The organism is Actinotalea sp. JY-7876, from assembly GCF_014042015.1.
Lineage (GTDB): Bacteria > Actinomycetota > Actinomycetes > Actinomycetales > Cellulomonadaceae > Actinotalea.
In genome coordinates this window covers 3312438-3325480 of the sequence record NZ_CP059493.1, presented here as the reverse complement: position 1 = coordinate 3325480, position 13043 = coordinate 3312438, and the positions used below count along the sequence as shown (strand labels likewise).

The window sequence follows — 13043 nt, the reverse complement described above, 5'->3', positions numbered from 1 at the left end:
TCGGACCCGCGGGACACCTCCGGGTGAGGGCCGACCGGGGGCTCAGGCGACGCAGAACTCGTTGCCCTCCGGGTCGAGCATCACCACGTGCCCGAGGACCGTTCCGCCCTCGTCCTGGTAGTGCTCCTCGCGCACGACGCTCGCCCCGGCGCCGACCAGCTGCGTCACCTTCGCGCGGATCAGGTCGGCGCGGGCGTGCCAGTCCCAGGGCGGCTCGCCGGCGACCCGCAGGTCGATGTGCAACCGGTTCTTCGCGCTCTTCGGCTCAGGGACGCGAAGCCAGCTGATGGCCGCACCGACGCCCTCCGGGTCGACGATCGAGGCGCCGTCCGGGTCGACGTACCCCGGCTCGGGGACGTAGCCGAGCGCCAGTGCCCAGAAGGCTGCCAGCGCATGCGGGTCGGCGGCATCGCCACCGAGCGTCCAGTGCATCGCCATGCCGAACGGTAGGCGCCGCGGGACGAGGCGCGCCAGGGGGCCGGGCGTGAGGTCGGGCGCCTCCGGTCACACGGGTCGGTTCGTCGTCCGCGCTGTCCACACCATCCGCCGTCGACGTCGCACATCCGCACCGACGACGGTCATGCGCACGTGCGTCCTCGCTGCAAAGGTGCGACCTCGCCCGACGTCAGCCGGCGGAGCTCCTGGTCGACGGCGTCGAGCAGGGCCTGGAACCCCGGCTCCTCCACGGGGAAGTGGCCGCACCCGTCGAGCTCGACGAGGCGCGTCCCGCCCCGCAGGCGTGCGAGGTACGCGGCGCTGACGTGCGTGGGCGTCCAGCGGTCCGAGCCCGGGTGGAGGAGCAGGACCGGTGGGCCGTCGTACTCCTCGGGGCGCACGGCAGGCCCGCTCTCGAGGAACGTGCGGAACCAGCCCAGAGGCATGGCACCCCCGCCGCCCTCGCGGTCGCGCAGCACCTCGGCGCGGAGCCCGGGATGGTTCGAGATCGTCGTCATCGGCGCGATCCAGCGCAGCGGGAGGCGGAGCCTGCCGAGCGGTCCGACGGCCAGCCGCAGAGCGGGGCCGGCGAGACGGGCCAGCCACGGCGCCCGGACCAGCACCGCGCGGACGTGCGGATCACGGGTGTCGAGGAGGCAGGTCACGACGACGAGGTCGGCGCGGCCGCCCAGGGCCGCCGTGTCCAGCGCCAGCATCCCGCCCATGCTCGCCCCCATCAGCACGAGCGGCCGTCCGTCGTCGATCTCGGCGACGACGTCCGTGAGCACCGCGCGCCAGTCGTGGAAGGTCAGGGCACCGGGCCGCGCCCCGCGGGTCAGCCCGTACCCCGGCAGGTCGAGGACGGTGACGCGGGCACCGAGCGTCGACAGGTGCGCCGCGAAGGGCCACATCGCCGCCGCGTTGCCCCCGGCCCCGTGCACGAGCAGCATGCGGACCGGGGCGTCCGGTGCGCCGACGTGCTCGAGGTGGACGTCCCAGTCCCGCCACCGCCAGGTCTCGGCATCCCGTCGTGCGTCCGGGGGGACCGGTCGGACGTACGGCTCGTAGCGCCGGTCGTCGGCAGCGGGCGTCATCCGTCCAGTCTTCCCGTCCCACGTCGTGGGTCCGTCCCGTCAGACGCGACCCGGTGCCTGCCCGATCGCGGCGTGAGGGGTAGGGACCGCCGGTGCTGCCATCAGGCCCCCCGGGGTCGCGCCGGCGTACCGACCGAATTCACGCGTCAGGTGGCTCTGGTCCGCGTACCCGTGGGCCACGGCCAGATCGGCGAGGGGACGGCGTCCGAGATCGGCGAGGGCGCGCTCGAACCGGACCACCTGGGCGGCCGCCTTCGGGGTCAGGCCGACGAGTGCCTCGAAGCGCTCGGTGACGTACCGGTGGCTCCACCCGGTCGACGCCGCGAGCTCGGCGACCCGGAGCCGGCCGCCGCTCGCGCTGATCCGGTGCCAGAGCCAGGTGACGAGCGGGTCCGAGGGGTCTGACGCACCCGTGAGCCGCAGGAGCGCGTCGTCGACCAGGGCGAAGCGCTCGCGCCACGTCCCGGCGGACGCCAGATGGTCGCCGAGGTCGGCGCCCAGGGCCGGCGCGACGTCACCGAGGGCCGTGACGCGTCGCGCGACCTCGCGCCCGGGAACGCCCAGGACCCGCTGGACGCCGAGCGGCGTCAGGAACACCTGCACGCACTCGCGCGCACCGCGGAAGACCGTGTCGGTGTAACCCGGCATGAGGCCCGCGACGAAGGCGGTGTGCGTGCCCTGGTCGCCCGACGGCGCGTCGATGGTCAGCCGTGAGTTCCACGACACCACCAGGGGGACCAAGGTTCCCGCCGGTTGCCGGCGGTGCACCTCGCCCGGCGCCTCCTCCCGCAGACCGACGACGCCGGCCACCGTGCCGCGCAGCGCGGGGTGAACCCGGTGCCGCACGAGTCCGATGGCGTGCTCATCCACGCGGATGCCCCCGATCGATTTCCTTCAAGCGGCCGCCGGACCTGGGGCGGCAGCCTCGTCCCATCGAACGAGAGGAGAAGGACCATGCGCAAGGTGGTGGCCGTCGAGTTCCTGAGCGTCGACGGCGTGATGCAAGGGCTCGGCTCGCGCGACGAGGACACCGACGGGGGCTTCGCCCACGGCGGCTGGGGCGCGCACTACGGGGGCGCGCTGCAGGAGGTCATGGACGGGAGCGAGCTGGCGGCCACGACGGGATACCTGTTCGGGCGACGGACCTACGAGAGCCTCGCGGCCTTCTGGCCCACCCAGCCCGACGACAACCCCATGGCGCGACACCTGAACGCGACGCCGAAGCACGTGGTGTCCCGCACGCTGACGCATCCCGAGTGGGCGGGGACGGCCGTCGTCGACGGCGACCTCGGGTCGGCGGTGCAGCAGCTGAAGGACCGCGGCGAGGGCTCGATCACGGTCCTGGGCAGCGGTGTGCTCGTCGCCGAGCTTTTCCGGCTCGACCTCGTCGACGAGATCAGCCTCTTCGTGCACCCATTGCTCCTCGGGACCGGCAAGCGCCTGTTCCGCGGGCTTCCGGCCCCGCGCCGGCTGCAGCTGCTCCGCTCGGCCACCACGAGCGCCGGGACGCTGGCCGTCCGCTACGCGATCACCCGCTGAGACGGCAGCGTCGGAGAGTGGGCTAGCCGAACAGGATCGCGCGCGAGCGCCCCGCTCATCCACCACGCCCCGCGCGCGTCGCGCCCTCGACGTGCCCGCCCGTTCCCGCGACCATGATCCGCATGAGCACCCCGGTCCTTGTCTACGGCGCCTCCGGTCACACGGGTCGGTTCGTGGTCCGCGAGCTCGTGCGCCGGGGCCTGGTGCCCGTGCTCGCCGGACGCAGCGCCGAGCGCCTGGCGGCGGCGTCGCCGAGCGACGCGCTCGCGGTGCGCGAGGTGGGCGTCGACGAGCCGGACCGGCTGCGCGAGGCCGTCGCCGACGTCGGCGCGGTGATCAACTGCGCGGGCCCGTTCCTCGACACCGCCCTGCCGCTCGCACGCGCCGCCGTCGCGGCCGGCGCCCACTACCTCGACGTGACGGCGGAGCAGCCGGTGGTGCGGGCGGTGTACGACGAGCTCGACGGCCCGGCACGCGCAGCCGGCGTCGCCGTCGTCCCGGCGATGGCGTTCTACGGCGGCCTCGCGGACCTGCTCCTGACCGCCGTCCTCGACGGCGCGCGGGCCGCGGACGAGGTCGACGTCGCGATCGCCCTGGACCACTGGTGGCCCACCGAAGGCACCCGCGCGACGGGTGCGCGCAACACGGTGACCCGGCAGGTCGTCCGGGGCGGCCACCTGGTGCCCCTGGCGGCCCCGGCGGCCACCGCGACCTGGGCCTTCCCGCCGCCGTTCGAGGAGCAGGCCGTCGTCGAGCTGCCGCTCTCCGAGGTGATGACCGTCCACCGCCACCTCCAGGTCGGCGAGCTCCGCTCGTGGCTCACCACGGCGCCGCTCGAAGAGCTCCGGGACGCCCGGACACCGCCGCCGACGGCGTCCGACGACGACGGGCGGTCCGCGCAACGGTTCGTCGTCGACGTCGCGGTGCGTCGGGGCTCCGCGCGGCGCCGCATCACCGCGAGCGGGCGCGACATCTACGCGATCTCCGCGCCGATCGTCGTCGAGGGCGTCGCCCGGCTCCTCGACGGCCGTCACCGGGGCACGGGCGCCCTCGCACCGGGACAGGCGTTCGACGCCGCGGACCTGCTGCAGAGCCTGACCGCCGTCGACGCCTTCGCGACGTCACGAACGTAGGAGCCTCCCCAGGTCGAGGTCGCACATCCGCACCGAGGACGGTGTTGCGCACGTGCGTCCTCGCTGCAGACGTGCGACCTCGCCGGGCGGCAGGCGCTCAGGTGGAGAGGGAGGGGCGCGGGGTGAGGGTGAGGTCCGGGAGGGCGCGGCGCACCCGTGCGGCGAGGTGGGCTGGACGGCGGAGGTCCTCCGCCGTGAGTCGCAGCAGGCGCCAACCGCCGTCGAGGAGCGCGTCCTCGCGCCGCTTCTCGGCGACGACGACGTCTCCGGTCCTGTCCGCGTACTTGCCGCGCCCGTCGTACTCGGCGAGCGCTCGGTGCTCCGGCCACCCGAGATCGGCCCAGAAGGTGCCGAGGTGCGTCTCGACGGGCACCTGCGTCTCCGGGCGCGGGAGGCCGACCTCGAGCAGCGCGACGCGCGCGAGGCTCTCACCGGCCGACTCCGCGCCGTCGTCGGCCGTCTCCAGGGCGAGCCGGGCGCGGACGACCCCGCGTCGGGGGCCCAGGGAAGCGAGGAGCTGCGCGCAGCGCTCGCGGCTCGCGCCCCGGTGCAGCGCTGCGTCCGCGACGACGACGCCACCGCGCACCGGCTCCGTCATCGCGCAGTCGACCACCGTGCGCTCGAGGCTCGTCGTCCGGAGCCCCTGCAGCACGACGACGTCCTCGGCCGTGAGGGTACGACGGCGACGCACGACGTCGGGGCTGGCGGTGGAGCGCGCGCTGAAGGGCTGGACGACGTGCGTGACGGTCGGAGTGCGGAGGGTCGGGAGTCCCCAGAGCAGCGCGGCGGAGGTGTGGCTCAGGACCGTGTCGGACGTGAGCTGGGCGCCGATCGCCACGATCCGTGCGAGCGCGAGGGTGCGCCGCGCGTCGGCCGACTCGAGCACCCGGCTCTCGACGTAGGCCCCGGGCCGGACACGGAGCCAGCTGCCGTCGCGGACGCGTCCGGCGACGACGGAACGGTGGTGGTCCCGTGCGAGGTGCACGCGCGGCAGCGTGGGTGGGGCGGGCGTCAGGGCCCCCGGACGTCGACTCACCCCCTGACGGTGCCCCCCGGCCCCGCGCCTGAGGTGCTGTCCACACCATCCGCCGTCGACGTCGCACATCCGCACCGAAGACGGTGATGCGCACGTGCGTCCTCGCTGCAGACGTGCGACCCCGCCGGGCGTCGACGGTGGCGTGCGGGTCAGAGTTCCGGGGAGCTACCTGATGACCCGGACCTCCTGGGGCCAGCCGCAGCCCTCGGCGACCCTGCCGGCCCACATCTTGGCCGTCTCCAGGTCGGGCACGTCGATGATGGTGATCCCGCCCAGGTACTCGGTGGTCTCGGCATAGGGGCCCTCGGTGATCGCCACGGTCCCGCTCGTCGCGTCGGCGCTGAACGCGTCGGCCAGGTCCTCCTCGAGCCCGCCGGCGAAGACCAGGACCCCGGCCGCCGCCATGTCACGGACGACCGCCGTGCTGGGCTCCACGCGGCTCTGGAACCACTCGGCCGGGTGATCCCCGACCCACTGCTGGTTGAAGTAGATGGCGTACTGGGTCATGTCGCTCCTCCTTCGAGGCGGGCCTGTGTGGCCTGTCACCACCCTGACGGACGAGCCTCGCCGGAATCGACAGTGTGTGGCGGACCGACGACGTCGGCCGGTCGGCTCGGGCGATCTCCGCCCGACGGCGCCGGTGTCGGGCCGGTGCGTCACGCGGTTCTCATCGGCAGGAACGGGGCTCGACGCCAGAACGTTGGGGGGCGCGACCGAAGGGCCGGGCCCGTCGCAGCGTCACCACTGCGCGGCTGCCGCTGAGGGTGCCATACCGGGGGATGGCCCGGGGGGCCGCGCGCTGGTGCGCGAGGACGGGTCTCCGGGACGAGCATGACGACGTCCGATGGGGTGACCGCTCCGCGGGCGGCCCTTTCTGGGAGGATCGCCTGCATGGCACCTGGGACGGGTGGGCAGGTGGACGTCGTCGTAGGGCTGTGTGGTTGGACGGTGTCCCAGGCGTCGTACGTCCGTCGCTTCCCCGTCGTCGAGGTGCAGCACACGTTCTACGAGCCGCCGTCCGACGCCGTGCTGATGCGCTGGCGAGCCCAGGTGCCGGCCGGTTTCGAGTTCACCATCAAGGCGTGGCAGATCGTCACCCACGAGTCCAACAGCCCCACCTACCGGCGGCTGAAGCAGCCTCTGCCGGACAGCGCGCGTGGCCAGGTCGGAGCGTTCCGGACCACCGCTCCGGTCCTCGAGGGCTGGCAGCGGACCCTGGAGTGCGCCCGGATCCTGCAGGCCACCGCCGTACTGCTGCAGTGTCCGAAGAGCTTTCGCCCGACGGCCGACAACGTCGGACGGCTGCGCAGCTTCATGGCGCAGGTGGAGCGGCCAGCGGGGCGGCTGCTGTGGGAACCCCGTGGTGAGTGGCCCACGCAGCTGCTCACGGAGCTCTGCGCCGAGCTGGACCTTGTGCACGTCGTCGACCCGATGCAGACCGAGACCGTGACGCCGGAGCAGACCTACTACCGCCTGCACGGCACCACGGGCTCTCGGCACGTCCACACCGATGACGAGCTGCGCCGGCTGCGGGGCATGGTCGACGGCCGCCCGTCGCCCTACGTGATGTTCAACAACCTGCCCCGCGTCGGCGATGCAGAGCGGTTCCTCGCCCTGCTCTGATGTCCGAGTCCTCAGGGGTCTCGGCGGGAGCGGAGCGCACGGTCATGCCGGGGCGCCCGGACGTCGACTCACCCCCTGGTTGAAGTAGGTGGCGTGCTGCGTCATCGCTCCCCCTCCGCGGCCGCCCGGTGTGGCCTGTCACCACTCTGACGGGCGGATCTCACGGGAATCGACAGGTCGCCGGCGTCCGCGACGAGCCGCTGGGCGGCGATGCGTCAGGCGGGCGGGCGGGTGGCCTGCCCGTCGAGCCAGAGACGGTCGCTGTCGTCACTGTGGGTGCCGCCGGAGCCGACATGCGTCGAACCGATGCGGTCGCCCTTCGTGATGACGTGCACGAGGGCCATGCCGTGCCCGCGTCCCAGGTCGTACTCGTCCTTGAGCCACTCCAGGATGGGGCCGGCCTTCGTGTCAGGACCGAACCCGCGCTCGCGGGCCTGCTCGATGAACTGGCGCGGCGTGAGGCCGGTCTTCGTCTCGATGGTGTCGAGGTAGGCCTGGAAGGACACGTCCGCTCCCGCATGTGGTCGGTTGTCCGAGTCTTCGCACGCTACCGCCCGCCGGGTTCACTGCGACAGGCGGAGTGCACACCATCCGCCGTCGACGTCGCACATCCCCACCGACATCGGTGATGCGCACGTGCGTCCTCGCTGCAGACGTGCGACCTCGCCCGTGAGCGGGGTGGGCGAGGTCAGCTCTCGGGAAGGACCGCGACGGCCTCGACCTCGACCAGCTGGTCGTCGTAGCCGAGCACGGTGACGCCGAGCAGCGTACTGGGCACCTCGTGGTCGCCGAACGCCGCGTGGACGACGTCCCAGGCGGCCCCCAGGTCGGACTGCCTCGACGAGGCGACGTAGACGGTCGTCTTCACGACGTCGGTCAGCTGCGCCCCGGCCGCATGGAGCGCGGTCACCAGGTTCGCCACCACCTGGCGCGCCTGCCCGGCGACGTCGCCGACGGCCACGGTGTTCCCGTCGCCGTCCAAGGGGCAGGCGCCGGCCGTGAAGACGAGCCGCCCGGGGCTCGTCACCGCGGCGTAGGCGTACGGCGCCTTCGCGCTGAGCTCCGCGGGGCGGACCAGGGTGATCGTGGGCTCGGACGTCATGGGGCACAGGATGGCGCGCGAACACGCCGAGGCGACGGCGGACACGCGCCGGCCGGATCGCCGGCGGGCGGCGGGAACATCCGGCATGCCGCTTGGGTTGAGTCTGGTGGGCTCAACTCTGGCGTCGCAAAGTTGCGTCGCCGACGCGCCCGCAGCAGACTTGAGTGCAGCAGGCTCAACACACGGAAGAAGGAACTCTCATGGCACGTGCGGTCGGGATCGACCTCGGTACCACCAACTCCGTCGTCGCTGTCCTGGAGGGCGGCGAGCCGACGGTCATCGCGAACGCGGAGGGCTCGCGCACGACGCCGTCCGTCGTCGCCTTCTCCAAGACCGGCGAGGTCCTCGTCGGCGAGGTCGCCAAGCGCCAGGCGGTGACCAACGTCGACCGGACGATCAGCTCGGTCAAGCGCCACATGGGCACGGACTGGTCCGTCGCCATCGACGACAAGAAGTACAACGCGCAGGAGATCTCCGCGCGCATCCTCGGCAAGCTCAAGCGTGACGCCGAGGAGTACCTGGGCGAGCCCGTCACCGACGCGGTCATCACGGTCCCGGCGTACTTCAACGACGCCGAGCGCCAGGCGACCAAGGACGCCGGCCAGATCGCGGGCCTCAACGTGCTCCGCATCGTCAACGAGCCGACGGCGGCGGCGCTCGCCTACGGCCTGGAGAAGGGCAAGGAGGACGAGCTCATCCTCGTCTTCGACCTGGGTGGCGGCACGTTCGACGTGTCCCTGCTCGAGGTGGGCAAGGACGAGGATCAGTTCTCCACGATCCAGGTCCGCGCGACGTCGGGTGACAACCGCCTCGGCGGCGACGACTGGGACAACCGGATCGTCGAGCACCTCATCAAGGAGGTCAAGAACACCGCGGGCGTCGACCTGTCCAAGGACAAGATCGCGCTCCAGCGCCTCCGCGAGGCCGCCGAGCAGGCCAAGAAGGAGCTCTCGTCCGCGACGAGCACCACGATCTCGATGCAGTACCTGTCGATGAGCGAGAACGGCCCGGTCCACCTGGACACCAAGCTCACGCGGGCGCAGTTCCAGCAGATGACGGCGGACCTGATCGAGCGCACCAAGGCCCCGTTCCACGCGGTCATCCGCGACGCGGGCATCCAGCTCTCCGACATCGACCACGTGGTCCTCGTCGGTGGCTCGACCCGCATGCCCGCCGTGACCGAGGTCGTGCGCGAGCTCACGGGCGGCAAGGAGCCCAACAAGGGCGTCAACCCGGACGAGGTCGTCGCCGTCGGCGCCGCGCTCCAGGCCGGCGTCATCAAGGGTGAGCGCAAGGACGTGCTGCTCATCGACGTCACCCCGCTGAGCCTCGGCATCGAGACCAAGGGCGGCGTGATGACCAAGCTCATCGAGCGCAACACGGCCATCCCGACCAAGCGCAGCGAGATCTTCTCGACGGCCGACGACAACCAGCCGTCCGTGCTGATCCAGGTGTTCCAGGGCGAGCGCGAGTTCGCGCGGGACAACAAGCCGCTCGGGACGTTCGAGCTCACCGGCATCGCGCCGGCGCCGCGCGGCGTGCCGCAGATCGAGGTCACGTTCGACATCGACGCGAACGGCATCGTGCACGTGTCCGCCAAGGACCGCGGCACGGGCAAGGAGCAGAAGATGACGATCACCGGCGGCTCGGCCCTCCCCAAGGAGGACATCGAGCGCATGGTGCGCGAGGCCGAGGAGCACGCGGCCGAGGACAAGAAGCGCCGCGAGGACGCCGAGACCCGCAACCAGGCCGAGGCCTTCGCGTACTCGACCGAGAAGGTGCTGGCGGACAACGGCGACAAGGTGCCGGACGACGTCAAGACCGAGGTCACGGGCGCCATCACCGAGCTCCGCACGGCGCTCGAGGGCGACGACATCGAGGCCGTGAAGTCGAAGCAGGCCGCCCTGACGGCGGTCAGCCAGAAGATCGGCGAGGCGATCTACCAGTCCGACGCCGCGGGTGAGGCCGCGGCCGGCACGGCAGCGCCCGAGGGCGCCGCGTCGCCGCAGGACGACGACGTCGTCGACGCCGAGATCGTGGACGAGGACGAGAAGAAGTGACCGACCAGTTCGCGGACCAGCCCGGGCAGGGCGGGGGCGAGGAGACCGACCCCGCCCGCCCGCGGTTCACCGACAAGCGCAGGATCGACCCGGAGACGGGCGCGGTCCGCGAGTCGCAGCCGACGCCGGCCGCACCGGAGCCCGAGGCGGCGACGCCGCCCGCGGAACCGGACGCACCGGCGCCGGCCCCGGGCGGGGCCGAGGCCCTGGCCGCCGAGCGGCTCGAGGACCTGCAGCGACTCCAGGCCGAGTACGTCAACTACCGGCGCCGGGTCGACCGCGACCGGCTCGTGGCGCGCGACCAGACGGTCGTCGCCATGGTCGAGGCGCTCCTGGGCGTGCTCGACGACGTCGAGCTGGCCCGCCAGCACGGCGAGCTCGCCGAGGGCCCGTTCGCGTCGATCGCGGACAAGCTCGAGGCGTCGCTCGCGAAGTTCGGCTGGGAGCGGTACGGCGCGGCCGGCGAGCCCTTCGACCCGACGGTGCACGAGGCGCTCATGCACTCGCACTCGGACGAGGTGAGCGAGCCGACGGTCGTGCAGGTGCTGCAGCCGGGGCACCGGGTGGGCGACCGCATCGTCCGCGCGGCGCGCGTCGCCGTCGCGGAGCCCGGCGCCTGAGCAGGACGAGGACGGGGAGGAGGGTGCGATGACCGGCCAGGACTGGTTCGAGAAGGACTTCTACGCGACGCTCGGCGTCCCGAAGAACGCCGACGCGTCGGCCATCAAGAAGGCGTACCGCAAGCTCGCCCGCACCCTCCACCCCGACCACAACCCCGACGACGCGCGGGCGGAGGAGCGCTTCAAGGAGGTCGGCGAGGCCTACGCGGTCCTGTCCGACCCCGAGCAGCGCCAGCAGTACGACGCCATCCGCGCCATGGCGGGCGGCGGCGCGCGCTTCAACGCGCCGGGCCGCGGCCCGGGCGGCCAGGGCGCGGCCGGCTTCGAGGACGTCTTCGGCGGCCTCTTCGGCGGCGGCGCCCCCGGCGGCGGCCGCGTCCGCTACACGACGTCGCCGGGCGGCGGCGGTGCCGGGCAGCCCGGCCTCGAGGACCTGCTCGGCGGCCTCTTCGGGGGCGGTGGTGGCGGCTTCGGCCGCGCCATGCAGGGCCAGGACATCGAGGCGACGACGACGCTGCCCTTCCGGCAGGCGGTCGAGGGCTCGACGGTCACGCTGACGGTCGAGGGCCGCCGGGTCACCGCCCGCATCCCGGCCGGGGTGCGCGACGGCCAGAAGATCCGGCTGCGCGGCAAGGGCCGGCCCGGCGAGGGCGGGGCCCCCGCCGGCGACCTCGTCATCGCCGTCCACGTCGAGCCGCACCCGGTGTTCTCGATCGACGGGCGTGACCTGCGCATCACCGTCCCGGTGACCTTCGACGAGGCGGCGCTCGGTGCCGAGGTCGAGGTGCCCACGTTCGGCGGTGCGGGCGGGAGCGGCACCGTGCGGGTCAAGGTGCCCGCGGGTACGCCGTCGGGCCGGACGCTGCGCGTGCGCGGCCGCGGGGTCGCGACGCCGAAGGGCACCGGCGACCTGCTCGTCACGGTCCAGGTGGTCGTGCCCCAGCGGCTCTCGGACGAGGCCCGGGCGGCCGTCGAGGCGTTCCGCGACGCGACCCGCGACGGCGACGTCCGCGCGGACCTGCGCGCGCGGGCCGCCCGCTAGCGGAGGAGGAACGGTGACGGGGATCGCGGAGCAGGCGTGGGACGCACCCGCGTTCGTCATCTCCGTCGCCGCGGAGCTCGCGGGGATGCACCCGCAGACGCTGCGCCAGTACGACCGCCTGGGGCTCGTGTCCCCCCGGCGGGCCCCGGGGCGCGGGCGGCGCTACTCGCTGCGTGACATCGCGACGCTGCGCGAGGTCCAGCGCCTCTCGCAGGACGAGGGCGTGAACCTCGCCGGCATCAAGCGCATCCTCGAGCTCGAGGCGCAGGTCGAGCGGCTCACCGCGCAGGTCGAGGCGCTGCGTGCCAGGGCCGAGCCGGGACACCGCATCTTCGCGGCGGGGCCCCAGGGCGACGTCGTCGCCGTGCCCCGCGGGCACCGGCCCGCCCGCGTCACGACCAACGGCGCCCTGGTGGTCTGGAGCCCGTCGAGCCGCCGCTGAGTCCGCGGCGCCGGGACCAGCGGCTCAGCGACGCAGGTGGTGCAGGAGGCGTACCGCGGACTCGTGCGTCTCCGGGAGCGGCTCGATCCAGATGCGCGGCGGCTGGCGCACCAGGTCCGCGACCTCGAGCTGGACCGCCTGGCGGTTCACCTCGTCGCGCAGCCGGCGCACGAGCTCCCCGAGGTCGCGGTCGCGTGCCACGAGGGCCGTGAACCGCCCGCCGCCGAGCGCCGCCATGGGCTGGCCCGCCGGCAGCGACGTCGTCAGGGCCTGCCCCATCGCGGCCGACCGCGTCATGCGCCGCCAGGGCGGCACGTCCTCGCGCGCGACGTCGACCAGGACCAGGCAGTGGGTCGTGAACGCCTCGTGGCCGTGCCGGCGCGCGGCCCCGTACGTCTCGGCGAGCCGGACGCCGAGGTACTCGATCGTCGGCAGGCCGGACTCGGGGTCCAGGCAGGAGGCCCGGACCGGGACCGACGCCACCGCGTCCGCCCAGCCCTCGCACAGCGCCCGGACGACCGCCATGCCGGGCTCACGCCCGAGCAGCTCGTAGACGAGCCCGATGTCGTCCAGGGTCTCGGCGATCCCGACGCCCGCGGCGCCCCGCACCTCGCCGAGCCGGGAGGCGGCCGCGGCCGCGCACTCCTCGGCGCTGAGGGCCTCGGCGAACGCGTCGACCGCCGGGTGGTACCAGTCGCCGGGGCGCAACCACACCGACTCGACGGTCCGGGAACGCCACTGCTCGCGCAGGCTCGCCGCCGACCCGTCGCGCGTCAGGTCCGTGGTCGTCATGACAGATGAGAGCGGCCACGGCGGTGACCATGACGCCACTTCCGGCCGCGGATCGCGGAATCGGGCGGTCCGGACACTTCAGTTCAGGGCCCGCGCCGCCGATGTCACCCCCGGGGCCACCCGCA

Annotated in this window: 15 protein-coding genes; 7 read left to right on the top strand and 8 right to left on the bottom strand. The window is 73.6% G+C overall.

Going from position 1 to position 13043, the window contains the following annotated elements:
• Nucleotides 1–42 precede the first annotated feature (42 nt).
• From H2O74_RS15360 to H2O74_RS15350, 3 genes are all read right to left on the bottom strand, one after another.
• Nucleotides 43–438, bottom strand: coding sequence for a VOC family protein (locus H2O74_RS15360; protein WP_182112368.1), 396 nt, complete (start codon nt 436–438; stop codon nt 43–45).
• 140 nt (nt 439–578) lie between these two features.
• Nucleotides 579–1529: an alpha/beta hydrolase gene (locus H2O74_RS15355; protein WP_182112367.1), complete on the bottom strand. Its 951-nt coding sequence runs from the start codon at nt 1527–1529 to the stop codon at nt 579–581.
• 39 nt (nt 1530–1568) lie between these two features.
• A complete protein-coding gene (locus tag H2O74_RS15350) occupies nt 1569–2399 on the bottom strand; it encodes a helix-turn-helix transcriptional regulator (protein WP_182112366.1) in 831 nt (276 codons plus the stop codon).
• Between the two features lie 84 nt (nt 2400–2483).
• Here H2O74_RS15350 and H2O74_RS15345 point away from each other — a divergent pair, with 84 nt between their 5' ends.
• Together H2O74_RS15345 and H2O74_RS15340 are read left to right on the top strand one after the other, a co-directional pair.
• A complete protein-coding gene (locus H2O74_RS15345) occupies nt 2484–3068 on the top strand; it encodes a dihydrofolate reductase family protein (RefSeq protein WP_182112365.1) in 585 nt (194 codons plus the stop codon).
• A 122-nt stretch (nt 3069–3190) separates the two neighbouring features.
• A complete protein-coding gene (locus H2O74_RS15340) occupies nt 3191–4201 on the top strand; it encodes a trans-acting enoyl reductase family protein (RefSeq protein WP_182112364.1) in 1011 nt (336 codons plus the stop codon).
• 97 nt (nt 4202–4298) lie between these two features.
• Here the strand turns inward: H2O74_RS15340 and H2O74_RS15335 are convergent, their stop codons facing one another.
• Together H2O74_RS15335 and H2O74_RS15330 are read right to left on the bottom strand one after the other, a co-directional pair.
• A complete protein-coding gene (locus H2O74_RS15335; RefSeq protein WP_182112363.1) occupies nt 4299–5186 on the bottom strand; it encodes a hypothetical protein in 888 nt (295 codons plus the stop codon).
• A 216-nt stretch (nt 5187–5402) separates the two neighbouring features.
• Nucleotides 5403–5744, bottom strand: a complete 342-nt coding sequence (locus H2O74_RS15330) for a YciI family protein (protein WP_182112362.1) — start codon at nt 5742–5744, stop codon at nt 5403–5405.
• Nucleotides 5745–6128: 384 nt separating this feature from the next.
• On the opposite strand from H2O74_RS15330, the gene H2O74_RS15325 reads away from it, so the two are divergent.
• Nucleotides 6129–6860: a DUF72 domain-containing protein gene (locus H2O74_RS15325; RefSeq protein ID WP_223148024.1), complete on the top strand. Its 732-nt coding sequence runs from the start codon at nt 6129–6131 to the stop codon at nt 6858–6860.
• 215 nt (nt 6861–7075) lie between these two features.
• Here the strand turns inward: H2O74_RS15325 and H2O74_RS15320 are convergent, their stop codons facing one another.
• Together H2O74_RS15320 and H2O74_RS15315 are read right to left on the bottom strand one after the other, a co-directional pair.
• The gene (locus H2O74_RS15320; RefSeq protein ID WP_182112361.1) at nt 7076–7366 is read right to left on the bottom strand and encodes a DUF4287 domain-containing protein; all 291 of its coding nucleotides are present in this window, start codon (nt 7364–7366) and stop codon (nt 7076–7078) included.
• A 182-nt stretch (nt 7367–7548) separates the two neighbouring features.
• Nucleotides 7549–7962: a RidA family protein gene (locus tag H2O74_RS15315; RefSeq protein ID WP_182112360.1), complete on the bottom strand. Its 414-nt coding sequence runs from the start codon at nt 7960–7962 to the stop codon at nt 7549–7551.
• Between the two features lie 200 nt (nt 7963–8162).
• Here H2O74_RS15315 and dnaK point away from each other — a divergent pair, with 200 nt between their 5' ends.
• The 4 genes from dnaK to H2O74_RS15295 are packed head-to-tail and all read left to right on the top strand — an operon-like array spanning nt 8163 to nt 12126.
• The gene (gene dnaK / locus H2O74_RS15310) at nt 8163–10022 is read left to right on the top strand and encodes a molecular chaperone DnaK (protein ID WP_182112359.1); all 1860 of its coding nucleotides are present in this window, start codon (nt 8163–8165) and stop codon (nt 10020–10022) included.
• Nucleotides 10019–10642, top strand: coding sequence for a nucleotide exchange factor GrpE (grpE, locus tag H2O74_RS15305; RefSeq protein WP_182112358.1), 624 nt, complete (start codon nt 10019–10021; stop codon nt 10640–10642). The genes dnaK and grpE overlap by 4 nt, the downstream gene beginning before the upstream one ends.
• A gap of 28 nt (nt 10643–10670) precedes the next feature.
• On the top strand, nt 10671–11684 hold the full coding sequence (locus H2O74_RS15300; RefSeq protein ID WP_182112357.1) for a DnaJ C-terminal domain-containing protein: 1014 nt from the start codon (nt 10671–10673) through the stop codon (nt 11682–11684).
• Nucleotides 11685–11697: 13 nt separating this feature from the next.
• Nucleotides 11698–12126: a heat shock protein transcriptional repressor HspR gene (locus H2O74_RS15295; RefSeq protein WP_370525769.1), complete on the top strand. Its 429-nt coding sequence runs from the start codon at nt 11698–11700 to the stop codon at nt 12124–12126.
• 24 nt (nt 12127–12150) lie between these two features.
• Here the strand turns inward: H2O74_RS15295 and H2O74_RS15290 are convergent, their stop codons facing one another.
• Nucleotides 12151–12918, bottom strand: a complete 768-nt coding sequence (locus tag H2O74_RS15290) for a hypothetical protein (protein WP_182112356.1) — start codon at nt 12916–12918, stop codon at nt 12151–12153.
• Nucleotides 12919–13043 lie beyond the last annotated feature (125 nt).